Genomic DNA, 25368 nt, shown 5'->3' with positions numbered 1-25368 from the left:
TGCAACGAATAATTTTCTTTGGAGGTGTTGGATATGAACAATAAAATCAAAGAATCTAATTGTACTAATGAAGATTTGTATCTTGAGGTTATCAACGAAATGAAAGAAATCCAAATCCATTTGTTAGAAGAGATTAATCGGTTAAACAGCGAAGTTAATTTTTTAATATCCGTTGTGCTACCAACTATTAATCGAGATCGTTTAAATAATGATCAATTGGCCATGTTTGGAGAAATGGTGTTAAATAATAGAAGTTAAAGTCAGAGGAAAAATTAATCAATCTCAGACTGCAATCAAATCAAACTTTATTCTCGCTAATTACTTCTCTTTTACCTCTAATAAAATTAACCACTTAAAATCAGTTGTTAGATTGACGAATTAATCCTTATTACTCTTCATTCTTTTTTTGAGAAAACTTTACCATTATTTAATTGACACCAGTCCAAATCTGTTGTGTCACTGTATTTTTTGTTAAATTCATCGATCGAAAGAAATACTTCAATCTTACCTTTTTCAAGTTCTAAAAGAAGCGTATAAGGAGTTAAACCGTAAACATTCGAAACAGCAATTAGTTCACCTATATGAATTTTTTCTGAAAAATCAATTTTGTCTTTCAAAATAATCACTCCTTTAGAATATTTTTTTATTCTGCCCTTAATTTTATTTATCATTTGTAATTCTCCCCAAAAGTAGACAGTAAAAAGGATATAACTGTCTGCATTATGGGGAGTTTTTTATTGGGAAAATTTATTTTAAGTTAACGTCTATTTGACAGAGATCGGCCCATTTATCGTTACTTTATACCTGTTCATTCTTAATGCATTCCACCTATATGATGTAATGTCGCAACTGCAACTCCAAATATGCATGTACCTGATAGAAATAATGATGAAGTAATAATAAAAGTTTTAAGTTTAATATTTCGATTCTCTTCAATCTTTATTACATAATTACTATTGCATTTATCCAACTTTTTCTTTTTAACGGTAAGTAAGTTCATCTCTTCACCTCTTGATTTCTGTTGAACTAATTATAGATTTATGAACCAAAGCTCTAAAATAATTATAAAGTAAGGAAAATCAGAAGTTGTGAGTTATATCACAATGATAAGTATGATTCAGTCAGTTATTCTTTAATCAAACTGTTTTCATGTGTTTTTTTATCGCTTAATGCAAAAGATAAAATAAAATTTATTCCATAAAAGTGTAGGTGTTATCATGATTTCAAAAGGTATTACACAGCTAGTGTTACAAACATTCAATTTAGTAATCGGTTTTATGGTATGGGTCATTATTTCTTCTTTAATGCCTTTTATTCAAAATGATATTTCAATTGGCTCTAATCAACTTGCATTGGTGACTGCAGTTCCAGTCATTTTGGGATCATTACTGAGGGTTCCTATTGGTTATTGGACAAATCGTTATGGTGCAAAAAAATTATTTTTTATTAGCTTGATTATTCTCATCTTACCCATCTATTACATCAGTGTTGCAAATTCTGTGACGGATTTGATTATAGGCGGCTTATTTATAGGAATTGGCGGCGCAATCTTTTCAGTTGGAGTTACTTCATTACCAAAATATTACCCTAAAGAGCGTCACGGTTTTATAAATGGTATTTATGGGGCAGGTAATATAGGGACTGCCGTTACTTCTTTTACGGCACCAGTTTTAGCAAGCTCCATCGGATGGAGAAATACTGTAAAATTATTTATTATTTTACTTGTTTTATTTGCAATTTTGACATTCTTCTTTGGAGATAAAAATGAGAAAAAAGTTACAACTTCCCTATCTCAACAAATTAAAGGGGTTTATCGAAATTATAAGCTTTGGTTGTTGTGTTTATTTTACTTTATAACATTTGGCGCTTTTGTGGCCTTTACGGTATATTTACCCTCATTTCTAGTAAATCATTTTCATCTAGAAAAAGTGGATGCGGGTTTTCGTACAGCCGGTTTTATCGTATTAGCGACTGTACTTCGACCTATTGGTGGATGGCTTGGAGATAAATTAAATCCATTTATGATCTTACTATTCGTTTTCAGTGGTTTAACTTTTTCTGGATTCTTACTCTCATTTACATTATCATTACCTATTTATACATTTGGTTGTCTTTTAGTAGCGTTTTGTGCTGGGCTTGGAAATGGAACAATTTTTAAGCTTGTTCCATTGTATTTCTCAAAACAAGCTGGAATTGTAAATGGAATCGTGGCTGCAATGGGTGGGATTGGTGGTTTTTTCCCACCGCTAGTATTAACAACTCTTTATAATTTGACTGGACATAATGCGATTGGTTTTATGGCCCTTTCTGAATTTTCTTTAGCAAGTTTAATATGTGTAATTTGGTTATTTTACCAAGATAAATTGTCAATATCTGAGCGTATTATAGATGGCACTGTTGAAGGAATCATGTTAACAGATTTAAAAGGAGTTATTCAAAAAGTAAATCCAGCATTTTCTAAAGTAACAGGATACTCTAACGGGGAAATTGTTGGACAAACACCAGCTGTTCTTCAATCAGGTAAACATGATCCTTCTTTTTATAACAAAATGTGGGAGGATATAAGAGCAAATGGCTTTTGGCAAGGAGAAATATGGAATAAACGTAAAAATCGGGATGTTTATTTAGAATTACTTACAATTTCTGCGATTAAGGACGATAATGATAATGTGACGAACTATGTTGGTATGTTTAATGAATTAAACCCCACTAATAAAAAAGTTTAAAATTGAGAGAGTAAATTGAAAAATGAGCTTGTCAACAACGCTAATTTTGGGTTGATTTCTACTAAAACCTGTCATGAGTATGGAACTTTCTAATTTTTGCTGTTTACTTCCTCATGTACCTGTTATAAGGAAGTATCTTTCTACTTTTCGCTAGTTTACTTCCTCATTACCTGTTATGCGGAAGCACCTTTCTATTTTTCTGTGGTCTACTTCCTCTTGAACCATTCATGAGGAAGTTTCTTTCTATTTTCCGCTGGTTTACTTCCTCATGTACCTGTTATGAGGAAGTTTCTTTCTATTTTCCGCTGGTTTACTTCCTCATGTACCTGTTATGAGTATGAGCCTTTAAAAATTTTTGCTTAAATAATATATACTTGACTTTTGTTGTTCTATATTGACTAGGTTTTATTTCAACACTCTGAAAAAAGAACAGATCCATTACAGATCTGTTCTTTTTCGTTAGTTAATTTTAATAGTTATTACTCTGAAACGATGTCTTGTCTATGCTCAGATATTTTTCGAATGACCCGTTCCATATGCTCTTCTTCAATCTCGTGATTTTTCATAGCATTTTGTAAATGGTTAATAATTGAGTCAAAGTGTGCATGTTCAGTGTTTATATTTTGATGTGCATTGGCAATTGTTCTGCCAGAATATTGATTAGGTCCTCCAAATGCATAACTAAGGAAATTAGTTTGATGTTCTCTTTGTTTTTCCATGTCGATATTCTTAAAAAAATGGTTTACTGATTCATCATTCATTACATTTTTATAAAAATCATCTACCATTTGGCCAATCTTTTCTTTTCCACCAATGTGCTCATATAAATTGTTTTGAGACTCCATATCACTAATCTCCTTTATTCATGACTAACCTCATCCGTTTTTCGGAAAAAGATATATGTAATTATTGAACAAATAAATACAAATCCCGTTGCTAAAAAATAATAAAATAATTCGTGATAATGCCCGGCCAAAAATTCTTCTACCATGTATTGGATTAGAATAATTTGTACTGCAAGCAGTGCCATGAATATCCACCAAGCCATCCTCATATTAATGTTCTCCACCTTTCGTTCCAACTGCATATAAACCATCTTTTCTTTTTTCTAAAAGAATTGAGGGTAATGGACGTTGAGGCGGACCTGATAATACAGCCCCATCGTAAACAGAAAAAAATCCATTATGACATGGACATGCCATTTTATTTGTGGATTTATCATAATATACTGGACATTGAAGATGGGTACATTTAATATGGTATGCTCTGTATTCATCTTCAGAAATTCGAATAAGTAAAGCAGGATCATTTTCATTATCATAAGAAAATGGTTTACTATCACCAATGTTTAATTCTTCGATCCCTGCAATTTTCATCGTTTTTTGAGAAGACTTTTCATCCTTTTTTAAAGCGTGGCCTACCAAAGGAATCGATGATAGAAACATTGTACCGATTAAACCTAAGCTAGCTCCAATAAATCCTCTTCGATTCATATCTAACTCTTTATCTCTACGAATATTAAATGTAAGTTTTTGCAAAAAATGATCAAATTTCTTCATCTTCATTCACCTTGTGTATCATAATAGCCATATTTATTCGTTTTCGTATCAGGAATCCCAATAACTGTTCTAGTCTGAATTAATGTTCCACCAAAATTCCATTCATACTGTACTGGCTTAGTCGAATTTTTCTTAATTTCTTCTTCATCTTTAAATTGTATTGTATCTGTAGGACATACACTTACGCACATAGGAGGACGTCCCTTTGATGTACGGTCATAACATAAATCACATTTATACATCAGTTTCTTTGCGTCATCCACTCGAGGTATGCCAAATGGGCAAGCATAAGTACAGTTTTTACAACCAATACATTTTTCGTGTGACGCAGAAAGTACCGTACCATCAGCAGTTAAACTAATCGCTTGTACAGGACATGATTCAGCACAAGCTGGCGTGTAACAGTGCATGCATGGTGTTGGAGAAGTTGCTACTGTCTCACCAGGCATTAATTCGTCGACAAACATTCTAGATAAATGGTCATGTCCACTGCATTCTTCACAACCAATCATACATGCACGACATCCGATACATCTTTCAAAGTCAATATATAATACTTTAGTCATTGTGCACTCCTTTGATCTAATTTCTCAATTCGTATTGCACAAACCTTAAACTCAGGTATTTTTGATTTTGGGTCCAATGCTGGATTTGTTACGTGATTTATTGCCATTGTTTTGCCCCAATGATAAGGAACAAAAAAAGTATCTGGTCTAATAATTTTCGTTATTTTAGCTGGAACAGTTAATTCCCCTCTTCTGCTTACGAGTTTCACTGGTTCTCCATTATTAATGTTTAATTTTCTAGCCGTTTCAGGATTTATTTCAACATACGGTTCTGGACAAAACTTAGATAATGCCTCAATTCTTCTCGTTTGATTTCCGCTTAAATAATGGTACACAACTCGGCCCGTCGTTAAGATATAAGGAAATTCTTCGTCAGGTTTCTCATTTGGACCTTTGTATTCAATTGCATGTAATTTAGCTTTTCCATCTGGAAATCCAAATTTCAAGTCCTCAAACATTCTAGGTGTACCTTCATGTTCTTTTGAGGGACATGGCCAAAATACACCATTCATCTTTTCGAGTTTTTCATAAGTAATACCATAATAATCTGATTTCCCGCCGCGACTTGCTATACGCAATTCGTTAAATATATCCTCTGAAGAATTATATTTAAAATATTTACCTCTACCTAATCGATCTGCAATTTCACAAATGATTTCCCAGTCCCTTTTTGCATTTCCTGGTGTATGATCGATTCCTTTTAAAAGAACTACGCGGCCTTCAACATTCGTAGTTGTTCCAGTGTCTTCTAACCAAACGGTTGAAGGTAAAACAACATCTGCAAGCTCTGCTGACTCAGATAAAAAAATATCGATTGCGACAAAGAAGTCTAGCTTCTCTAAATATTTTTTTACATCTCCTACTGTAGGTGCGGATACCATTGGGTTACTACAAACTAAAAGGAGTCCTTTTACTTCTTCCCCTAATGACTTAAGTAATTCAAAGGCTGACATACCTGGCCCGGGTATTTCTGATTCATCAACACCCCAAACTCCTGCAATATATTTTCTTGCTTCGGGGTCTGTAATCTTTCGATACCCTGGTAATTGATCTGCTTTTTGACCGTGTTCACGTCCACCTTGACCGTTTCCTTGACCTGTAAATGTAGCAAATCCTGATCCTTTTCTTCCTATTTTTCCAGTTAAAAGGCATAGATTCACATAATTTGAAACAGTATCGGTACCGTTCGAATGTTGCTCAATTCCTCTTGCAAACATAACCATGCCATTTTTCGCTTGCCCGAAAAGCTTTGCTGCCTCTATGATTTTTTCAGTAGAAACACCTGTTATTTTCGAAACCTTTTCAGGAGTAAAGGACTCAGTTAAAGACTTTAATTCTTCAAAACCATTAACATGATTTTGAATAAAATTTTCATCAATCATATTATCTTTAATTAAGAGATGAATGAGTCCATTAACAAGTGCTACATCTGTACCGGGTCTTACATCTAAATGTACATCTGAAACGAGGGCTGTTTTCGTTTGTCTAGGATCTACTACAATTAATTTTGCACCCCGATCTCTTGCACCCCAAATATATGGCATTGATAGTGGATGACATTCTGCTGTATTTGATCCAGCAATAAGTAACACATCTGCTGATTTAATATCAGACCACGGATTTGTAGATCCTCGATCGATACCAACGCTTTGGTTAAAACCAACCGCTGCAGCAGACATACAATATCTACCGTTGTAGTCAATGTTTTTTGTGCCAAGTCCGATTCTAGCGAATTTCCCCATTAAATAACATTTTTCATTCGTCATTGAAGAACCACTATAAATTCCAAAAGCATCTTTTCCATATTTCCCTTGGATTTCTTGGATTTTGCTAACAATTAAGTCGATTGCTTCTTCCCAAGTAGATTCTACTAACTCTCCATTTTTTCGAATCAATGGATTTACGATTCGATCGCCATGTTCAGCTTGACGATAAGCTGAAACTCCTTTAGGACAAAGTCGACCACCGTTCATCGGAAAATCATATCTTGGCTCAACTCCAATAACTTTTTTTGTTTCTTTTTCGACCCGAATATTCATCCCACATTGCATACCACAAAAACAACAATGTGTAGCAATATTTTCTTCTCCTTCTCTAAGAATCGGTTCGTATTCTCTTTGAGAGTATTCAGCATTTTGTGGATGGCCCATCATTTTTCACTTCCTTCTTGACTCATTGTTAAGCCGTTTTGGCCATTTGGCATAACCAATACATTAGCTTCTCCAAATTGTATAGGTGATCCAAAAGCCGCTAACCGATGTGTGACTCTACGACACTCGGAACATAAATCAGACATATGAAAATTTGAATTGTCGATTGGTACTGAAAGTCGTCTTTTGCTTAACGCAAGTTGTACGTCCTTAATTTGTGTTCCTGTAGCATACTCCCTACCACATCTAGAACAAGGTTTTTGTTCCTCTAGAGAATGATAAGCAGGAATCACAACAGCTAAGAAACGTAGAGGAAGATGCCAAAATTTCCCAAACGGAAAATATAATAAAAAAATGATGACTGAAATTTGGTGAGCTAGTCCTATTCCAACATAAAAAGTTCCCTTCATGAAATAAGCAGATACAGTAAGTAGCGATCCCGTTACGGAAATAGCGATCAATAATAGTAGCGGAAAGAAATCGTATACTTTTGATTGCTCTACTAATTTTTTCTCTTCCCGATATCTACGGTTCATCGCCATGAGACAACCAATTATCACTGCAATACCTGCCCAATTAAGCCCATGGTAAATTAAAAAAGCTAACGTTGAATCCACAGGCATTTTAAAAACAGGAATTCCAAACATTACCACCTGATATGTACGAGAACCAACTAATTCGAAATGCAGCCATCCAAAAACTAATGAGAATGTAATCGCAAATGAAATCATTACTCCCCATGAAATTGACATATGCTGAATCCACCGATACCAAGAACGATGTGAAATAAACTTTTGAACCCCGATATTTTTAAATAATGTTCCAAATAAAAACTTCCATCCCCTAGGACTTAAAAACATTTTTATTCCTTGTTTCCATAAACGACGAGTTGGTGGTCTCATTGTCCATGCTGTAATACGAATCGTCATTAATAAAAAACATAAAACGCTTGCCCATAAATATCCATACAATGCCATATCAAAAAAACCAAATGCTTCAGAACCGATATAGACAGATAGAAATAAGAGAACTAAGACAATGAAGGCATTTCTTGCTGCTTTCGATGCAAAAGCACCAGATGAAATCGTATAAGCTTGGTACTCCCTTGAATCATTTTCCATTTTTTCCACTCCATGACTATTTTTAATATGCATATTCTTCCAATAAACGAGAAAAATATTCCACGATTACTAAATTTTGCTATAAATTAATCATTACTTGTTAATACTTATGAGGTTGTAAGAACATTAAATTTCAGAAAGGAGTTGAAAAAATTGCCTACTACTTACTTATCTATTGTTAGTGGAAAAGGTGGGGTTGGTAAGTCTACTGTTGCAGCAAACTTAGCTGTATCATTAGCAAATCAAGGGAAAAAAGTTGGTTTAATTGATGCGGACATATATGGATTTAGTATCCCTAGTATTATGGAAGTAAGAACGGAACCACAAACAATTAATGAAAGAATTCAGCCGATCGAAAAACTCGGTGTAAAACTTATGTCTTCTGGTTTTTTACGTACTGACAATCAGCCTATTATTATGCGAGGACCTATGCTTGGTAGAGTCATTAAAACTTTTTTTCAGGAAGTTGATTGGGGAGATACAGATTATCTATTATTTGATTTACCTCCTGGAACTGGTGACATACCTTTGGATTTAAATGATTTGGTCAAAGATTTAAAAGAAATTGTTGTGACCACTCCACATGAAACAGCTTCAGAAGTTGCATTCAGAGCAGGTGCTATGACATCAAGAACTGGCAACAAAATTTTAGGAATCGTGGAAAATATGTCCTATATTCAATGCTCTGATTGTCACAATCAAATTAATCTCTTTGGTGAAAACGGCGGGGACCGTCTAGCTCAGAGCTTGGCAAGCCAAGTTCTTGTACAATTCCCCGTGCAAAGACCAGACGCTAATTCCCCAGCATTAGGAATTTACCATACTGATTCATTAATGGGGAAAAAATACAATGAATTAGCACATGCAGTCATCAAACTGACTTCTTAGAAATAATAGTACAAGTTGTAAGATATTATATAACTTGTACTATTATTTTGATAAAATTTTTTTCAGATGTTTTAAAAGCAATTAAAGTAATAAAAAAAGACAACCACAAAATGTGATTGCCAAACATTTTAAGCCATTGAAAGTCTAGTAAAATTAGTCATTCTTTCTTTTACTAACACCTCTTTATGATCTTTATCAAGTGTATATATATCTACATAATCAGGATTAATTACTTTTCCATATCTAAGTTCACCGTCACGTTTACGAACAGCCAAATGCTTCATTAAAGTTTTCCAAGTTGCCCCTTGAAAATAGTTTTTACCTATACAAGATCCATCTTTATAACTATATACCATATAAGTTTTAGACAATTCCCCTTCACTCCTTCGACTAAATTCATTGAAAAAAACAAACTTAAACATTCAAGATGTTAATTATTTAAATTACAGATAATCAATGAAGTGATATTTACATAAAGATCATATCATTCATTTAATTTAAAATCTGTGTCTAATTTGTGAAACAATGAACATTTAATTGTTTCATGTTTCGCTAATTATCTTGTATAAACTTTATTTTTATGTTCATTCATATACAAAGTAATATATCTAAACCATCAAATCAGTATTTAATGATGACAGCTCCTCAAATTTTATTTCTTAAAATTTCTTTTAAAATCTCTTAAATGTGATTTGTATCACAATCTTTAGTTGTTATTGTTGGTATTCTTTTCTCAGAAAGATCAAAGCAAATAAATTTTATGGAGGTTTTTAATATGAATCAACCTTTTAATGAGTTCGACAAAATTAGCGAGATTGTAACAGAGTTTCCAAAGGCTAGTGACCTTTTTAAATCATATCGAATTGATTTTTGCTGCGGTGGAAATAGACCACTAATTGAAGCAATTGAAGAAAGAAAATTATCAAAAGATGAAATTTTAACAAAACTAAATTCACTATATCAAGAAACTAAATTATCGAATGAAGTAATGATTGATTTTAAAGAAGCATCTAGTAGTGATTTAATCAATCATATTGTAAACAAGCATCATCGTTTTTTAAATGAGGAATTACCTCAATTAAGTCCATATGTAACAAAAGTAATGCGAGTTCACGGTGGAACTCAACCTCATTTAGTAAGATTGCACAAACTGTTTTTTGATTTAAAAACTGAATTAGAACAACATACATGGAAAGAAGAATCAGTGGACTTTAAATTAATTTTAGACTATGAAAAAAATCCAACTGAAGAAAATTACAAGAAATTAAGTAAAGTCGTTGAAGAATTAGAAAATGAGCACAGTACTGCTGGGGATCTTTTTAAAGAATTACGTGACATTACAAATGACTATACCCCACCAATGGAAGCATGTGGTACTTACAGACTTGTTTATCAAAGACTTGAAGCTTTAGAGTCAGATACTTTCCAACACATCCATTTAGAAAATAATATATTATTTAAAAGAGCAATTGTAAAATAGTACTATTTTAATATTAGAATTCAAAAAGGAGCCATCATGTGTGCTCTTTTTTGAATTGTTCATATCCACATAAAAAGACTCCTTTAATAAGTGCCTTCCTTTCATACTATTTATTCACCAGAAAATACCGGAATAAATTTAAATTCATTTACATTAAATAAACCTTTAGTAGTTAGTTTAATACTCGGAATAACAGGCAGCGCTAGAAATGATAATGTTAAAAATGCGTTAAATGTATTATTTGGTCTAATTTGAAGTAATGCAGTTTCAATTTCATGTAATCCCGCTTCTACTTCTTCTGCCGATTTATTACTCATTAAACCACCGATCGGTAATGATAATTTTGCAATTACTTTTCCAGAAGATACGACTACTATTCCACCGTTCATTTCTTCAATTGTTTTAATGGCAAGATACATATCATGATCATTCATACCGGCAACAATTAATTGGTGTGAATCATGAGCAATCGTTGTAGCGATTGCACCCTCCATTAAATTTAAACCTTTTACAATCCCAAGACCAATCTCTTTTTTTGACTGATAGCGATCGATTACAGCTATTTTACATAAGTTTTTTGCGACACTTGGTACAAAATGAGTATATTCATCAGATAAATTTTCAATTAAATGATTTGTTACAATACTATTAGGGTTAATTTCAATTATATTTGCTTGCTTTTTACCGTCTGTTTTTATTTCAAGATCTTCAATCTTTAGATCTCCTAAGTTTACTTTGGAATCAATCAAAATTGACTCTTCATTTTTGATTAGTTTACTAATTTGTTTGTTTTTAACGATAAACTCACTTTTACACCATACGTCCGTTACTTCAACTGATTCTAAGTCGTTTAAAAATACTAAGCTTGCTTCATATCCAGGAGCAATTGCACCTTTTTGTTTTAATCCATAGCATATTGCCGGATTTAACGTTGCCATTGAATAAGCAGTCACAGGGTGAATTCCATATTTAATTGCTGTTCGAATACAAAAATCAATCGAACCTTCTTTCATGATATCGTCTAAATGTTTATCATCAGTACAATACATGACTCGTTGTGCATTACGATCATTGATTGCAGGTAATAAATCCTTAAGATTTCTTGCAGCGGACCCTTCTCTAAATGCTACATATAAACCTGCTCTAAGTCTTTCCAATACTTCCTGAACATTTGTACATTCATGATCAGTTGAAATACCTGCATAAGCATATGTGTTTATTTCATTTTTAGTTAGTCCAGCTAAATGACCATCGATCGGTTTTTGATAAGTGTGGGCTAATTTTAATTTTTCAATCATTTGTTTTTCCATCGACATAACTGCAGGATAATCCATTACTTCAGCTAATCCAAGTACTCTCGGATGTGTCATAAAGGGCTCTAAATCTTCTGCATAAAGTATAGCTCCCCCGCGCTCTAAAGAAGTAGCAGGTACACAAGACGGCAACATAACTCTAACGTCTAACGGAATATTTTCTGATGCGTCTAACATCATTTTAATTCCATCCACCCCTGAAACATTTGCGATTTCATGTGGATCGCAAATTACAGTCGTAACACCATGAGGTAGTACAGTTCTCGCATATTCACTAGGTAAAACCATTGATGATTCAATATGAACGTGTGAATCAATAAAGCCAGGTGAAATATATTTCCCTTTGGCATCTATTACTTCTTTAACTTCATAATCACCTATTCCAACAATTACCCCATTTGTAATAGCGATCGAATTCTCTATTATTTCTTTTGTAAAAACATTTACTATTTTCCCATTTATAATTAAAAAATCAGCTTTTTCAGCTTTGATTGACGATTTCATTTCATGTAAGTTCATGTTTGTTTCCTCCAAATGTATATCAGAGAATATGCTATGTTATATCTCCAGTAGTCAAACTATTTCGGCAGCTTGATAGAAACTTTTGGACCGGTTATTTCCAAAATGATACAAGCATATTAAGAACCTCTTTATTATTTAGTGACCCAGACTAAAAAAACAAGTTATAGAATTATGTCTTAACTGAATTACTAAACTCGATTGCATTAATTGCTACTACATATTTGTAAATAACTATTGTTTGAATTCTATTAAATTTTGAATTCAAAAAGGAATAATATTTTTTGAGTTTTCAATATAAATATTCATAATTTTCTCGTTAATGAATACTATTTTAAATGGTAATGTAGGATGGTAATCATAGGAGGTATGTAGTTTGAATAAAGTCGTAGAAAAACATCGAATAAACCCGAATATTTTTAATCATTTCTCATCCTATTCAAAAAAAGAGGACAATTTGTTCCAAGTTCATTTTAGTCGATTTGATTCGTTTCAAAGGTTAATAAATCATTATTCCCCAACAAGTAATAAACAGGAAAAAATAATAAAGCGAAATTTAGCATTTATAAGACTCGTTAATATTTTACCTAAAAAAGTAGACTTAGACATATACGTTAATCGTACTAAATTTCATTCAAATTTATCTTATAAAGAATCAACTCCCTACTTAACATTACCTTCAGGGATACACCTTGTTGAGATTTTTAAAACGAATGATCAATCAAAACCAATTCACACTGAACAGATTACTTTACTTGCCGAACAAAATTATACGATTGCTATTGGTCAAAACTTAGACCAGATCTCACTGTTTTCATATTTCGACAATCACTCCTTGCCCCAAGGAGAAGCTAAAATCCGCTTTATTAATTTATCCCCTAATTCACCAAATCTAGATTTTGCAGTTAAAGCTGGTGAAGGAGATGTTGTTTTCCCAAATGTCCCATACAAAAAAGCCTCAGAATATCTGCTTATATCGCCGATGACAGTTAATTTGGAAATACGATTAGCAGGTACGAAAATGGTCATTTTCCCCCTCTATAAATCAAAGTATAAAGAAAATATAGTATATGATTTAATTTCAGTAGGGTACCTTGAAGAGAACCCCAAATTTGAAGTTATTACATTAATTTAGACTGTTTTATACAACAAAAAAACTCGGACAAATCATCCGAGTTTTTTTGTTGCCTCTTTTGGCAACGTTATGTAAAATGCTGTCCATTCATCATCAGAATTACATTTAATTTGGCCATCATGTTTTTCAATGATTTGCTTACATACAAATAAGCCAATTCCAGTACCATGATTTTTTGTTGTAACAAATGGTTCAAAAATTGTCCGTATGCTTTCTTCATTAATTTTAGGTCCATTATTTCTTATTTGAATTTCAATCTGATCTTCTAAATCTGATACTTGATAATGAATCATTTTTTGACCATCGTTTTCAGCCAAAGCATCAATTGAATTCATTAATATATTGAGTAAAACTTGACGAAGTTCATTTCTGTAACCTGGTATGTATATTTTTTGAGATATTCCTTCTTGTAAAATGACATTCGAATTTACAATACTCGGATATAAAAATTCTGTAATTTCTTTAAATAAATCATTAATTAAAAAGGATTCCACCATTTGATCATGGTCTTTTTTCGAGATATGAAGAAATTGTTCAATTCTAAAATTTAATTGATGCAATTCATGATCGATAATGTCTAAATATTTTAATTGTGGATGATCACCTTTAAGTAATTTAACAAATCCAATAATTGAAGTAAGTGGATTTCTAAATTCATGGACGAAACTAGCAGACATTTGTCCTAAGATTGTAAGTCTTTCTTTATGAGTCTCGTCAATAAACTGTTTTTTCTCTTCTATATCTTGTGTAATGAGATATGAATATTGCTTTACAGTAAAGTAAATAAACTGGTCAAAAACGTAATTAATTTTATTAATAAGTGGCTGAACTAGACTAATACTTTCTTCAAATTCTGATAAATGTTTAAATAGTTCACTTCTACCTATATTTGAGTTATACACAAAATCACCAATGTTAGCACATGCTTTAACTCGTTCAAGGGCTATTTTATGGGCCAAATGTTTGACTTGATCCTCATTTATTTTACCCTCAATAAATAATAACGTAAAATCAATCAATTTAGTTCCATTAATGATAATCTCTGTTTTAAATGGATCATCATTGCTTATTACCGCTTGAGCGATCCAATTCTTTGTTAACGTAGGCATACTTTCCTGTATGAAAGTGCTATACCTACTCTCTATTGACTTATCAATAAGGAACACCTCCAATAAAAAAAATCTATTAATTAAATAGTAACAAATTTTTAAATATTCGTTAAGTAAAAAAATAAAAATTTGTCGAATTTATTACGACAAAGTAATATTTTTTACAATATTCTGATTAGATTGCAATTTAATTGATCTATATTTCATTCAGCAACTGAATTTTTACGTTTGTCACTTTGTTCTATTTACTATAAAACTAAAAGTATGCAAAATTGTCAATAATAGGCTGAGTAGAATAGACTAAAATTAGATACAATTAAATTAATAAACTGAAGGTGGTATTTCGATGGCTGGAAATAATGTTGAAGATTATTTAATTAAAGGTATCTATGGTGAAAAACAAATAAAAATTGAAGAACGAAATATTTTTTTAGGAACAATTCGTGAAAGAATTGAAATTGCGCTAACTACAAGCCAAGTGATGGCAAATTCAATTTATCCGACCGTTGAAAAAGCAATCAATTTGAAAAACGTTACTTTATTATTAAATGGTACACTTCCCTATCATACGATTTCGAAATATCTTTTACTTGCAAAGAAAAAAAATATTCCCTTTTCATTAGTTAATAATTTACCAGTCCCTACTCCGATCGGGCTTGTCGTTACACATAATGACGCAATTGATAAAAATGAAATATTTATTAAAGATGAACTTTATCAATCAACTAATTTTTAATTCGATATGTGAAATTTTAAATCATGAAGTTAAAAGCGCATCTTAAATTTATTAAGTTGCGCTTTCTTCTTGGCTCTCAAGTTTTTTTATCGGTTCTCGTGTTAATTCAATCGATTTTATATAATGTCCATCTAACTTAAGTACTTTAAATCTAGAGTTTTGATAGACAATCGAATCTCCTTCTTGCACATCAAAATTTTCCGTTAACATCCATCCACCAATTGTATCAACATCTGTATCATCAATATCTAAGCTAAAAACATCATTAATTTCACTAATCAATACTTTACCTGCAATAATGAATTTATTATCGCTTACTTTACTTATATCCTCTTTCTCATCTACATCAAACTCATCTCGAATTTCCCCAACAATTTCTTCTAGGATGTCTTCAACTGTTACTAATCCTGATGTACCTCCGTATTCATCAACTAATATCGACATATGTATATGTTCTCTTTGCATTTTAACAAGTAAATCGTGAACTGATATTGATTCAATCACTTGAATGATTGGTCTAATATATTGTTCAAGTGTTTTTACCTCTTCATCTCCTTTGTGAAGAACGAAATCAGTAAAAACGTCTTTAAAATTTATTAATCCAACGACATGGTCCTTATCTCCATCTACAACAGGAAAACGAGTATATTTTTCTGTACTCATAAAATGAATATTCTCGTGAAAAGGTTCACGCAAATCAATTGCAACCATTTCCGTTCTAGGTACCATTATTTCTTTTGCTACTCGCATATTGAAGTCAAATATATTGTTCACATACTTAAATTCAGATTGATTTATTTCACCACTTTTATAGCTTTCAGAAAGGAGAATTCTTAATTCCTCTTCTGAATGTGCAACTTCATGTTCTGAAGCAGGGGGAAGTCCAAATATTTTTAAGACCATCCTTGCTGAATTATTAAATAACCAAATGAACGGATAGGTAATTTTGTAAAAAAGAATCAAAGCTGGTGAAAACGTTAATGTAATTTGTTCAGCCTTCTGAATAGCGACTGTTTTAGGTGCTAATTCACCAACTACGACATGAATAAAAGTAATAATTCCAAATGAAAGTAAAAAAGAAATTGTACCACTTACTGCAGTAGGCAAATGCAAATCGTCAAGTAGTGGATGCAATAATTCATCAACTGCTGGTTCACCTAACCAACCTAAACCTAAACTCGTAACAATAATACCAAGTTGACAAGCTGAAAGATATTCATCAAGATGTGTTATTACTCTTTTTACAGCTCTTGCTTTTTTATTTCCCTCACCAATTAATTGATCAATTCTAGTACTTCTAACTTTTACGATTGCAAATTCTGATGCAACAAAAAAAGCAGTAAATGCAATTAATACAACAACTAATAATAACTTAGTACCAATTCCAAACAATTGAGTCATCCCTCCAATTGGAAGTGAAGGCCATCTTCATAATTTTAAATTAGGCTTATCTTAGTATATTCAGTAAAATAATTTGTTATCAAAATTTTTTTATTTAGGCGTACTTAAAACGATTTTAGAAACGGGTTCTGTATTTCCTACTTAATACTCTCTCTCTCTTAACTTACCATTCTTTACCATATTTCTTTTTTCCTTCTTCTTTAAACGCTTGGCATTATTTGCTATTTATCAACTTTTTATAAAATTTGTAGAATATGACGTCAATAAAGCCGTAAATAACCGTATTTCGCTAAAATCCAATACAAAAGTAATTAAGTTTACATATTCAGCCATTTTGAATGTTTAGAACAACTATATTCTAAGTATTTTAAGAACTTTTGCCGAGTCAACACTAGTTTTGTCAACCTCGAAGGAATGTGAATTTTTATAAAGAATTTTTTAATATATAAATTATTTGGAGGAGGAATTCGTATGTATACAACTTCTCAAGTGGCAGAACAACTGCAATTAACAAATAAAAAAGTATTATATTTTCTAAAAAAAGGAAAATTAAAGGTAGAGAAAACTCATAATGGCTATTTATTTACAGAAGAACAAATCGAACAAATTAAAGAAATTTATGAGGCTTCTATGCAAACGAACGAAACAAAACCTAATGATACTAATCAAACTGACATTATTAAAGAATTAACACAAAAATTAATAAAACTTGAAGAAAAAGTTGAAACAAAAGCGAATGAAGTTGTTTCAGTACAAATACTAGAACATCGTTGTGAAATTGAAGATTTAAAGAAAATAGTTGTTCAACTTGAAAACCAAGTTGAACAATTAAATGAACAAGTAACCTTATTAAAAGCAGATTTAGAGGATCAGAAAAAGATTATAGCATTTAAACCGAAAAAACGGTTTGCAATTTTGTCTATCTTTGGAGTTTAAAACATGTTTATAGATTAAGAAGCCTTAAGCAACTAGGCATTTGAGAAAACGTAGAAGAATTTTCTTCTACGTTTTTTTACATACTAAAAAGAATGTTGGTCAAAAATAAAATTGTATGAAAGGAGGAATTTCTATGCAAAAAAATGCGCGTCAATATACTCAGGATGCAACTACTGAACTTAAACACGCAATTGAATGTCTTCAATCTGCATTAGAAACTGTTGAAAAACCACAAAACCATGAAAGAATCGAACAAGCGCTTCAAGCTTGTCAAACAGCTTATAATCAAACGCATCAGGCTGCAGGTATTCTTGAGCAAGAATAGGATTAATTTGAAAAACTCAGGTTGAATCCCTGAGTTTTTCGCAATTACTTATCGTAATACATTAATATTTCTTTGAATTCATTCGAATATTTCAATAGTTTAATAGCATGCTTAATATCCAATAAAAATGGTACAGCGATTATATCATCACTTATTTCAAAATATTCATCAATCGGTAAAATTTTAAATCCTGCACTTCTAGCAAACATATATAGTCTTTTATTTATTGTACCAATATACCAATCAGCATTAGTGTGATTTGCATGATCATAGCATGCTAGTAAAATTTGTTTAAAAAATCCCTTCCCTCTATTTTCCCTTGTAATTAATAATTTACCAATTTCATAGATTTTTTCATTTTGAATATATTTGATGTATTTGTTTTCGGAAAAGTTATAATAGTATTTATCATTTTCCTCATTTTCAATATTATATTTACTAAACTCGAGGGTACCAATTAATTTTTTATCCGAATTACAAATTCCATAACGAGTAACTTCATTACTTCTTACTAAGAAAGGTATTTCGTTTTCTTCACAAAAATCTCCCCAAAGCTCGTTAAATAAATTATTTTCTTCTTTTGTATGAATAACACGAAACACTCTCACTCACCCCTAAAATTCCTATATAAATATTATTATCTTACGTTCATAAAACACCGTTTATACCAAATATTAATATGATCTCTTTCATTCTATTTAGTTATTTTATTATAGGTCTGTTTATATATGGCTCTATTGTATGGTAAATTTTAGCTTTTGGCAACGCTTACATAACTAAATATGTATAATTTGTGAAATCAAAATTATCTTATAATTAGTTTTCTAGTATAGATAAAATACTTTATTGTCAGTTTTCAATCGAAATTTAATTTCATCCTATATAAAGTTAACAATGTATGAAAATGTCAAAGTTCTTTTAAAAAAATATGCCCAATGCCATCGATTGGTAAAGGGCACAGAAAATTTTCAGTTGATTTTCTTCAAACATTACAAATACAATTGAACCGCTAACTGTTCAATTTTTGACTATCTAAGTTCTTCGAGAGTTCTGTTTATTATTTCTACTAACTCTCTTTCCCCTACTAGTTCATAAGAATCATCGCCCTTTTTCTTAGGATAAAACTGAATATAAGTACCACAACCGGCTTCGAGAACTTTACGATGAACATTACTCCCCGGATATAAACAAATCACTTCATTAATCGGTTTTCGCACAAATGTCATTTTTCCATTAACACGTTCTACATACTTAAGGCCCCAGTATTTATACATTTGTTCCATTGCCTTTGTATTCCCTACTGGTTGATAAATATTAAACATTGGACTATATTTAATTTCAAAAATGATCGAAGCGACGTATTCTTTATTTTTTTTTCGATAAAAATCTAATCTTATATCTGGTTTTTTCGATTCTTCACCACTAAAAAAATTTGTTCCTTTTAACAGTGATACTTGTGGACTTCCCTCAATAATTTCGTTATAAACTAAGTTAATAATCCAACTTTTATTTTCTAACGTCACAAATGCCCCATCCATTAATTCATCGTCTTTTATATACATTAAAATCTGTTCGCCTAATGGTTCAGAATCATTTTTAAATTTTAGCTTTAAGAAAATATCACATAATGAGAAAAAGACAAAATATTCATATAGTAAAAAAGTTGGCTTATAAACAGGTAAAAGCATTTGTTTTTTTCCGTATTCCTTTACCTTTTTATCAAACAAGCTTAAGGAATGAATAAAATTTAGAAATACTTTCGATGGACTAGCTGGATATTTCGAAGTATCAGTATCTGTGGCTATGCGAAAGATTCCAATTGTATATTCTCTAAAATAGACTTCATACAGTTTTTCCAAGGAATTCGTAATGCGTTCTTTTTCCGAAACGCTTTTAGTTAATTTTTCTAATTCTAGTTCTTTTAACATTTTTGATTGTCTATATTTTGCCTTTTCTCGATCAGTTATTGAGCCATTCCCAACTACATTCTGAATCATTTTTTCAATATCCTTCACTTGGAAATCAATTTGATCCATTTTATTTTTATCTTTTACTAATTCATATTTTACAAAGGTTAATAGCGTTTCAATTGTAAGTAGAAATTTCCGAACTTTATTTTTAGCATATTTTATTTCATCAATATAATTTTCTTCTTGAACAACTGGTTGCATCGTTAAATTAGTTGCATTTGAAATTGCTGGATGCAATAATGTCCATCTAATTGTATTAAAATCTATTTTTTTTACTTGCCTTTTTAATTCATATTCCTTTTTTTGTTTCCGCTTTAATTTACTAATAAATTGTTGAATTGCAACTAGTAATCTCTCTTCATTTGCCTCGATAAATCGTATAATTGGCCAAAAGTACATTGTTCCATTTTGAGTAAACGAAGCGGATGATTTTTTAAAATATTGTGAGTCATTCATTATTCCGTTAATTTGTTGATTTAATGTTGAATGCATCCATTCTAATTGATCATAATCTAAATTTTTCGGTACTATTTTAATCATTCCGTAAAAGTGTTGATCTTGATAAATAATACAAAACTCATAATATCCACATCTCCAAGGATAAGCATTCTCGGTTTTACCATGTTCATATATTAATATTTTTCTTTTTTCAGATGTAAAAACATACTGCTGATCATCCAGGTTTTCTTGTTGAAAATGATAAAGATTATTCCAAATAAACGTTATTTCACCGTCAAAATCTCCATCAACTTGAAATAAAAATCTTTTTAATTCTTGTATTTCATAGGCAAATAAGTAAGCCTCTTTTGGGTTCATTGTGAGTGCATCAAGAGATATTTTTTCCTCTTTCCCCCTAGTTCCGACAAGAATTGCGATCGTAAATGGTAGGTAAAGAGGCTCAAAAATTTCAGGACTATTATTAGTTGACATAACCATCAATCTCCAGCTGCTTTCTCTTCTTTTTCAATTCTTTCATGGAATACTCAAAGTCAGAAATTGATCTCCCTAGATTAGATTTCATGACCATATTTAGGAGCCCTTCTTGTTCGTTCCCTTCACCTGTACCAATTAATTCTTCTAAATTAGCAAATAATCCCCTAACTTTCGTTAATACGCGTTGTTTAACAAAGAGATCGATTGCTTCTCTACGTTCGAATTGAATATGGGAAGGAAGTGTAGGAATGTTTGCTAAATAATTGGATAAATCTTTTATCATACGTGGAGAAATAATTCTCTCGCTTAATGATTGTTCAACTATTTTATTAAACTCATCAAAAAACTTTAATTCATCACTTGTAAGCTCAGATGCACTTAAGGTTTTCTTTGTCCAATTACTATAATTTTCTGCATTGATATAAATTTGTGGTACAGCCTCATAAATATTTTCATTAGTCATTTTTTCTGCATAATTTACGAATGACGTAGATCTAAGTGAGATGATGTTTACACGATCTAACAATCTTAAAGAAAATTCACTTGAAGTTTCATCAAAGTTAACTGTTCCAACAAAAATAATATTATTTCCTATTCTAACTTTAGGCTTATAATACTGATTAATGACTACATTATGATCATGGAATAAGGTAATGACTCTCTTTTCTTGAGGCATTTCTAAAATTGATAGAAATTTACTAAACCAATGTTCAATTTGAGAAAGATTCATTTCATCAAAAATCACCATATACATCCTATGTGGAAATTGTTCAGCTTCGATTAGTAATTTCGTTAAACCAGTCTCAGAATCTATATAAATACCAGTTTGAGGATTTAAATATCCTAATAAATCATAATGTTCTCGATATGACGGAGAGATTGGAACAAATAATAACTCCTTCCCAAATTCAAGCCCTAACGTTTCGCCATATATACGGGCTAATTGAGACTTCCCTGTACCACTTACACCACCTAAAATTGTTAGAGCTTGGAATTTACAACATATATGAAAATTAATAATGTCTTTTTTTTCATATAACAAGCCTTGCTGCAAACAATTTTGATAAAATCGTTCAATAAATGCACTTTCAGAATCATTACTCCACTCAATTGGAAAAGCTTGTTTCTCAGTAAATTCTTGCGTATAAATAAGTTCTTTACATTCTTTTTTAAAGTTTTTACTCAACTCTTCCCAATGTTTTTGGGAAATAAAATAAATTAAATGATTTAAATGAATAAAAGACTTTTTAAGTTCATCTTCATCATAATCTAGAAATGTAACTTCATTTTGTTTTTCTAAGTAACTGATATCATTCATCATCGATTTCAAAAACAAATTGCCATATAGTCTATTCTCATAAAAAACAAATTCTGGTTGATCAAAATCATTAAAATATTTTGGCAAATGAATTGGCAACGATCCTTTGATTAGTCGGTTTTCGACCTCTTCTCGCTTTCCCTCTCCCCTAAGTTCAATGACAGGTAGTAGATGATAGGTAGTGTCCCGCTTCCCATCAAAAAACTCAACTAAATCTGCTGTGATGACTTCATTTGCATATTCAAGACGAAACATAACTAATTTAGAATCAAAAAATTTTTTTAAACCTTCAATTATGTCATCTTTTTTCTTACTTTTAATTAGTGGTTTTATTTTACTTTCATTATTTTTATTTGCAGTTGTCCCTACAAACAAAACATCTTGAGTTGAAAAGCTAGCTTTTAATTTTGCTGGAATTGGAGATAAGCACTCAACATAAAAACGAATATGATCTTCATCTTCATAAAACAGTAAGCTCTGCTTCTCTTGGCCCACTACTCTTTCTGTAACAATTTTTCCAAGGAATAAAAAGTTGTGAATTTTTTTCGCTAATTTCTGGGTCAATGCGCGTTTTAATTTCAAAGTCATTTCCCCCACTTTCCGACATTTCTCCTACATTTTACGTTCATTGTATTGAATTTATGAATAATACGGCCTTTTTACAATTAAAAACACACAGGTAAACCTAAGTGTTTTAGTGCATGGACAAAATCTAAAATTTTAATTAAAGAAATACTATTTATTAATTGATACTCATCTAAAAAAAATCTAGTGGCTAAACATGCACAGTGTTTAAGCTCTTTACATATACTGCGTTAGTCGGAATGATAGGAGGTATGAATATGAGTGAAAAAGAAAAAAACAACGCTCAAGATGAAAAACAAAGTCATTCATCTATTGATTTTCAACATTATTTAAAAAAGGTGGATGATCTAATTGATCAGTCGCCTATTAGAGGTCTTTTTGATGAAATTGATAAATTCTTTCATAAGCATGGAGTTTTTTCCTCAATCGGAGTAGATATCATTGAAAATGGTGAAGAATTAATCATTCAAGCAAGTATGCCAGGTGTCAGTAAAGAACAAATATATATGGACCTTGAAGGTACAATTTTAACGATTGGCTTAAAAACTGATTCGACTACTGAAGTACAAAATGATCAATCAAATTACTCCTATAAAAAATATTCTTATAGCCAATCCCAAAGAATCGTAAAATTACCTTATCCAATTAATGCAACAACTGCAAGTGCATCATACGAAAACGGAATGCTTGTTATAAAAGGTACAAAATTACCTGAATACCAAAAACAAATCTTTTTAGACTAAAAAGTATCAAAAAAGCAAATCCTGTGAAATTTAAAGATTTTAAAACGACATCACAAATAACTAAATTCAATAAAAAAAACTGAGTATCTTTTAGAAACTCAGTTTTTTACTAATAAATTTTTTTACTTATACGCAGCGTTATTTGCTTGTCAAAATCTCGATATCAGATAAAATCTCATCAAATGGCACTTTACTTACACCACTATAATCTTTGACGATTTTTCCGTTTTGATCAATTAAATAAAATTTAGTACCATGGATAACTTGTGAATTGTTTTCAGGTTTTTTTACAATTGTTTTAAAATTTTCAGAAGCAAATTTTTCAATGTGTTTTTGAGAATATCCTGTTAAAAAATTCCAATTACTAAAATCAGCATTAAATTTATTTGCGTATGTAGTTAATAATTGTGGTGTATCTACTTCAGGATCAATACTAAATGAGATGAAGTTTACATTTAACTTCTTCGCTGCAGCCTTTTGTTGAAGTTTTACCATATTTGCTGTCATTGGCGGACAAACTGTTTCACAACTTGTAAAGATAAAATCTGCTAGCCACACTTTTCCCTTTAAATCTTTTGTCCCAAAAGACTTACCGTCCTGGTTAGTGTATGTAAATTTTTCTAAATCCCAATTTAACGGATTATCAATTTTATTTCCACAACCACTTAATAATGCTAGACATAACGTCAAGATTATTGTCACAAATACCGTATTTTTCTTCATACTTATCCCCCTATGTTGCTTTGTACTTGTCCATTGTATCAAAAACCAAGAGTTTCTAACTAATAATTTAAACTAATTAACATATATATTTAAAATTTTTCAAATGATACTGTTACAAAGTATCGTTAAACTAAACATATTGATAAAGAATCTTGAAAGGAAGACTGATAATGGCAAAAAAATATAAAAATTTAGACACAAGTTATCGTAAAACTTTTAAAGATTTTATCAAATGCGGAATCGAAAGAAGTAAGACTAAAAAAGATTATAGTAATGTAATTCAACAATGTAGCAATAAAAAAATTTCCTATTTAAAATCAAATCGTAATGAAACAACTATTACCTGGATTGGACACTCTACTTTTTTAATTCAAATAAAAGGAGTCAATATATTAACTGATCCTGTTTATGCTAATCAAATGGCTTTAAAGAAGCGATTGTCAAAACCAGGAATACTTATATCTGAATTACCGCCAATTGACATAATTTGTATTTCTCATGGTCACTATGATCATCTAGATTTTAATACATTACGGCATTTCCCTAAAAAAACTCAATTTATTTTACCAATCGGGTTAAAACAAAAATTTTTTAGTAAAGGCTTTAAAAATGTCCATGAAATGAATTGGTGGGAGACAAAGAACTTTTTAGGGATCAACGTTTCATTTGTACCTTCCCAACATTGGACAAAGAGAACTTTATTTGACAAAAATAAGTCACATTGGGGTGGATTTGTATTCAAAACTTCTAATGATTGTATTTATCATGTTGGTGATAGTGCTTATTTTTCAGGCTTCAAAGAAATCGGTAAAAGATTTCAAATTGATACAGCACTCATTCCAATTGGAGCTTATGAACCAGAATGGTTTATGAAACACAACCATATGTCTCCAGAAGAAGCTGTTCAAGCGTTTTTAGATTTAAATGCAAATTTATTTATCCCAATGCATTACGGAACATTTAAACTTGCAGATGATACACCTTTTGAGGCTCTAGAGCGATTATGTTCTGAATGGAAAAGGAAAAAAATAAAACCTGAAAAGCTTAAAATTTCTTTATTAGGTGAAACAATACACCCCAATCGTTGGAAATAAAAAAGAAGAAGTCATTTTTAAAATGTACCCTTTGTAAA

General features: G+C 31.1%; 26 protein-coding genes and 1 riboswitch. Of the genes, 10 read left to right on the top strand and 16 right to left on the bottom strand.

The genetic code is table 11. The annotated features are described in order from the left end of the window. Window positions 1–33 precede the first annotated feature (33 nt). Window positions 34–258 carry a hypothetical protein gene (locus CN925_RS00130; RefSeq protein WP_098843739.1) on the top strand — a complete coding sequence of 75 codons (225 nt, stop codon included), beginning with the start codon at window positions 34–36 and terminating at the stop codon, window positions 256–258. Between the two features lie 137 nt (window positions 259–395). Here CN925_RS00130 and CN925_RS00125 read toward each other — a convergent pair whose 3' ends face one another. Together CN925_RS00125 and CN925_RS00120 are read right to left on the bottom strand one after the other, a co-directional pair. Beyond that, window positions 396–617, bottom strand: coding sequence for a hypothetical protein (locus tag CN925_RS00125; RefSeq protein WP_286138221.1), 222 nt, complete (start codon window positions 615–617; stop codon window positions 396–398). A 197-nt stretch (window positions 618–814) separates the two neighbouring features. Continuing rightward, on the bottom strand, window positions 815–1000 hold the full coding sequence (locus CN925_RS00120) for a hypothetical protein (RefSeq protein ID WP_098843738.1): 186 nt from the start codon (window positions 998–1000) through the stop codon (window positions 815–817). A 217-nt stretch (window positions 1001–1217) separates the two neighbouring features. Between CN925_RS00120 and CN925_RS00115 the strand changes: the two genes are divergently transcribed. Next, the gene (locus CN925_RS00115; RefSeq protein ID WP_098843737.1) at window positions 1218–2726 is read left to right on the top strand and encodes a nitrate/nitrite transporter; all 1509 of its coding nucleotides are present in this window, start codon (window positions 1218–1220) and stop codon (window positions 2724–2726) included. Window positions 2727–3205: 479 nt separating this feature from the next. On the opposite strand, the gene CN925_RS00110 is transcribed toward CN925_RS00115, so the two are convergent. The 6 genes from CN925_RS00110 to CN925_RS00085 are packed head-to-tail and all read right to left on the bottom strand — an operon-like array spanning window position 3206 to window position 8122. Further along, complete coding sequence (locus CN925_RS00110; RefSeq protein ID WP_098843736.1) at window positions 3206–3571, bottom strand: group I truncated hemoglobin; 366 nt, start codon at window positions 3569–3571, stop codon at window positions 3206–3208. Between the two features lie 14 nt (window positions 3572–3585). Continuing rightward, a complete protein-coding gene (locus tag CN925_RS00105; RefSeq protein WP_098843735.1) occupies window positions 3586–3780 on the bottom strand; it encodes a hypothetical protein in 195 nt (64 codons plus the stop codon). 1 nt (window position 3781) lies between these two features. Next, on the bottom strand, window positions 3782–4285 hold the full coding sequence (locus CN925_RS00100) for a QcrA and Rieske domain-containing protein (RefSeq protein ID WP_180232757.1): 504 nt from the start codon (window positions 4283–4285) through the stop codon (window positions 3782–3784). Between the two features lie 2 nt (window positions 4286–4287). Then, window positions 4288–4851, bottom strand: coding sequence for a 4Fe-4S dicluster domain-containing protein (locus tag CN925_RS00095; protein ID WP_098843733.1), 564 nt, complete (start codon window positions 4849–4851; stop codon window positions 4288–4290). After that, window positions 4848–7004 (bottom strand): formate dehydrogenase subunit alpha, encoded by a 2157-nt coding sequence (gene fdhF, locus CN925_RS00090; protein WP_098843732.1) that lies wholly within the window; start codon window positions 7002–7004, stop codon window positions 4848–4850. The genes CN925_RS00095 and fdhF overlap by 4 nt, the downstream gene beginning before the upstream one ends. Next, window positions 7001–8122: an MFS transporter gene (locus tag CN925_RS00085; RefSeq protein WP_098843731.1), complete on the bottom strand. Its 1122-nt coding sequence runs from the start codon at window positions 8120–8122 to the stop codon at window positions 7001–7003. Before CN925_RS00085 ends, fdhF begins: the two co-directional genes overlap by 4 nt. Before the next feature lie 153 nt (window positions 8123–8275). Here CN925_RS00085 and CN925_RS00080 point away from each other — a divergent pair, with 153 nt between their 5' ends. Beyond that, entirely contained in the window at window positions 8276–9010 is a 735-nt protein-coding gene (locus CN925_RS00080; protein ID WP_180232756.1) for an Mrp/NBP35 family ATP-binding protein, read from the top strand. A gap of 128 nt (window positions 9011–9138) precedes the next feature. On the opposite strand, the gene CN925_RS00075 is transcribed toward CN925_RS00080, so the two are convergent. Further along, a complete protein-coding gene (locus CN925_RS00075; RefSeq protein ID WP_098843729.1) occupies window positions 9139–9381 on the bottom strand; it encodes a hypothetical protein in 243 nt (80 codons plus the stop codon). A gap of 404 nt (window positions 9382–9785) precedes the next feature. On the opposite strand from CN925_RS00075, the gene ric reads away from it, so the two are divergent. Beyond that, window positions 9786–10490, top strand: coding sequence for an iron-sulfur cluster repair di-iron protein (gene ric / locus CN925_RS00070; RefSeq protein WP_098843728.1), 705 nt, complete (start codon window positions 9786–9788; stop codon window positions 10488–10490). Window positions 10491–10600: 110 nt separating this feature from the next. Here the strand turns inward: ric and ade are convergent, their stop codons facing one another. Then, window positions 10601–12322, bottom strand: a complete 1722-nt coding sequence (gene ade, locus CN925_RS00065; RefSeq protein WP_098843727.1) for an adenine deaminase — start codon at window positions 12320–12322, stop codon at window positions 10601–10603. Between the two features lie 31 nt (window positions 12323–12353). Beyond that, window positions 12354–12456: riboswitch (purine riboswitch) on the bottom strand. Between the two features lie 242 nt (window positions 12457–12698). On the opposite strand from ade, the gene CN925_RS00060 reads away from it, so the two are divergent. Further along, window positions 12699–13457, top strand: a complete 759-nt coding sequence (locus CN925_RS00060) for a DUF4397 domain-containing protein (protein WP_098843726.1) — start codon at window positions 12699–12701, stop codon at window positions 13455–13457. Between the two features lie 32 nt (window positions 13458–13489). Here CN925_RS00060 and CN925_RS00055 read toward each other — a convergent pair whose 3' ends face one another. Continuing rightward, complete coding sequence (locus CN925_RS00055) at window positions 13490–14629, bottom strand: histidine kinase N-terminal domain-containing protein (RefSeq protein WP_098843725.1); 1140 nt, start codon at window positions 14627–14629, stop codon at window positions 13490–13492. A gap of 283 nt (window positions 14630–14912) precedes the next feature. On the opposite strand from CN925_RS00055, the gene CN925_RS00050 reads away from it, so the two are divergent. Next, complete coding sequence (locus CN925_RS00050; RefSeq protein WP_098843724.1) at window positions 14913–15302, top strand: YueI family protein; 390 nt, start codon at window positions 14913–14915, stop codon at window positions 15300–15302. A 51-nt stretch (window positions 15303–15353) separates the two neighbouring features. Here the strand turns inward: CN925_RS00050 and CN925_RS00045 are convergent, their stop codons facing one another. Continuing rightward, complete coding sequence (locus tag CN925_RS00045; protein ID WP_286138220.1) at window positions 15354–16694, bottom strand: hemolysin family protein; 1341 nt, start codon at window positions 16692–16694, stop codon at window positions 15354–15356. Between the two features lie 480 nt (window positions 16695–17174). Here CN925_RS00045 and CN925_RS00040 point away from each other — a divergent pair, with 480 nt between their 5' ends. Both CN925_RS00040 and CN925_RS00035 read left to right on the top strand, forming a co-directional pair. Beyond that, complete coding sequence (locus tag CN925_RS00040; protein ID WP_098843722.1) at window positions 17175–17639, top strand: MerR family transcriptional regulator; 465 nt, start codon at window positions 17175–17177, stop codon at window positions 17637–17639. Between the two features lie 133 nt (window positions 17640–17772). Beyond that, a complete protein-coding gene (locus CN925_RS00035; protein WP_098843721.1) occupies window positions 17773–17964 on the top strand; it encodes a hypothetical protein in 192 nt (63 codons plus the stop codon). 44 nt (window positions 17965–18008) lie between these two features. Here CN925_RS00035 and CN925_RS00030 read toward each other — a convergent pair whose 3' ends face one another. The 3 genes from CN925_RS00030 to CN925_RS00020 all read right to left on the bottom strand — a co-directional run bounded on the left by CN925_RS00030 (window position 18009) and on the right by CN925_RS00020 (window position 22767). After that, a complete protein-coding gene (locus tag CN925_RS00030) occupies window positions 18009–18566 on the bottom strand; it encodes a hypothetical protein (RefSeq protein WP_098843720.1) in 558 nt (185 codons plus the stop codon). 426 nt (window positions 18567–18992) lie between these two features. After that, window positions 18993–20864: a hypothetical protein gene (locus CN925_RS00025; RefSeq protein WP_098843719.1), complete on the bottom strand. Its 1872-nt coding sequence runs from the start codon at window positions 20862–20864 to the stop codon at window positions 18993–18995. After that, complete coding sequence (locus CN925_RS00020) at window positions 20854–22767, bottom strand: hypothetical protein (RefSeq protein ID WP_142339165.1); 1914 nt, start codon at window positions 22765–22767, stop codon at window positions 20854–20856. The genes CN925_RS00025 and CN925_RS00020 overlap by 11 nt, the downstream gene beginning before the upstream one ends. Window positions 22768–23027: 260 nt before the next feature. Between CN925_RS00020 and CN925_RS00015 the strand changes: the two genes are divergently transcribed. Further along, a complete protein-coding gene (locus tag CN925_RS00015) occupies window positions 23028–23513 on the top strand; it encodes an Hsp20/alpha crystallin family protein (protein ID WP_180232755.1) in 486 nt (161 codons plus the stop codon). 138 nt (window positions 23514–23651) lie between these two features. Here the strand turns inward: CN925_RS00015 and CN925_RS00010 are convergent, their stop codons facing one another. Continuing rightward, window positions 23652–24236: an SCO family protein gene (locus tag CN925_RS00010; RefSeq protein ID WP_098843716.1), complete on the bottom strand. Its 585-nt coding sequence runs from the start codon at window positions 24234–24236 to the stop codon at window positions 23652–23654. A 170-nt stretch (window positions 24237–24406) separates the two neighbouring features. On the opposite strand from CN925_RS00010, the gene CN925_RS00005 reads away from it, so the two are divergent. Further along, window positions 24407–25330 (top strand): MBL fold metallo-hydrolase, encoded by a 924-nt coding sequence (locus tag CN925_RS00005; RefSeq protein ID WP_286138219.1) that lies wholly within the window; start codon window positions 24407–24409, stop codon window positions 25328–25330. The last annotated feature ends 38 nt before the right edge of the window (window positions 25331–25368 follow it).

Source organism: Bacillus sp. AFS055030, assembly GCF_002574545.1.
Classification (GTDB): Bacteria; Bacillota; Bacilli; order Bacillales; family Bacillaceae_G; genus Gottfriedia.
The sequence above is the reverse complement of the archived record's forward strand: the minus strand, read 5'-3'. Positions and strand labels throughout refer to the sequence as shown.

Coding starts and splice junctions, on each gene's coding strand:
- CN925_RS00130 (WP_098843739.1), top strand. CDS start 34: ATGAACAATAAAATCAAAGAATCTAATTGTACTAATGAAGATTTGTAT.
- CN925_RS00120 (WP_098843738.1), bottom strand. CDS start 1,000: ATGAACTTACTTACCGTTAAAAAGAAAAAGTTGGATAAATGCAATAGT.
- CN925_RS00115 (WP_098843737.1), top strand. CDS start 1,218: ATGATTTCAAAAGGTATTACACAGCTAGTGTTACAAACATTCAATTTA.
- CN925_RS00110 (WP_098843736.1), bottom strand. CDS start 3,571: ATGGAGTCTCAAAACAATTTATATGAGCACATTGGTGGAAAAGAAAAG.
- CN925_RS00105 (WP_098843735.1), bottom strand. CDS start 3,780: ATGAGGATGGCTTGGTGGATATTCATGGCACTGCTTGCAGTACAAATT.
- CN925_RS00100 (WP_180232757.1), bottom strand. CDS start 4,285: ATGAAGAAATTTGATCATTTTTTGCAAAAACTTACATTTAATATTCGT.
- CN925_RS00095 (WP_098843733.1), bottom strand. CDS start 4,851: ATGACTAAAGTATTATATATTGACTTTGAAAGATGTATCGGATGTCGT.
- fdhF (WP_098843732.1), bottom strand. CDS start 7,004: ATGATGGGCCATCCACAAAATGCTGAATACTCTCAAAGAGAATACGAA.
- CN925_RS00085 (WP_098843731.1), bottom strand. CDS start 8,122: ATGGAAAATGATTCAAGGGAGTACCAAGCTTATACGATTTCATCTGGT.
- ric (WP_098843728.1), top strand. CDS start 9,786: ATGAATCAACCTTTTAATGAGTTCGACAAAATTAGCGAGATTGTAACA.
- ade (WP_098843727.1), bottom strand. CDS start 12,322: ATGAACTTACATGAAATGAAATCGTCAATCAAAGCTGAAAAAGCTGAT.
- CN925_RS00050 (WP_098843724.1), top strand. CDS start 14,913: ATGGCTGGAAATAATGTTGAAGATTATTTAATTAAAGGTATCTATGGT.
- CN925_RS00040 (WP_098843722.1), top strand. CDS start 17,175: ATGTATACAACTTCTCAAGTGGCAGAACAACTGCAATTAACAAATAAA.
- CN925_RS00035 (WP_098843721.1), top strand. CDS start 17,773: ATGCAAAAAAATGCGCGTCAATATACTCAGGATGCAACTACTGAACTT.
- CN925_RS00025 (WP_098843719.1), bottom strand. CDS start 20,864: ATGTCAACTAATAATAGTCCTGAAATTTTTGAGCCTCTTTACCTACCA.
- CN925_RS00015 (WP_180232755.1), top strand. CDS start 23,028: ATGAGTGAAAAAGAAAAAAACAACGCTCAAGATGAAAAACAAAGTCAT.
- CN925_RS00010 (WP_098843716.1), bottom strand. CDS start 24,236: ATGAAGAAAAATACGGTATTTGTGACAATAATCTTGACGTTATGTCTA.
- CN925_RS00005 (WP_286138219.1), top strand. CDS start 24,407: ATGGCAAAAAAATATAAAAATTTAGACACAAGTTATCGTAAAACTTTT.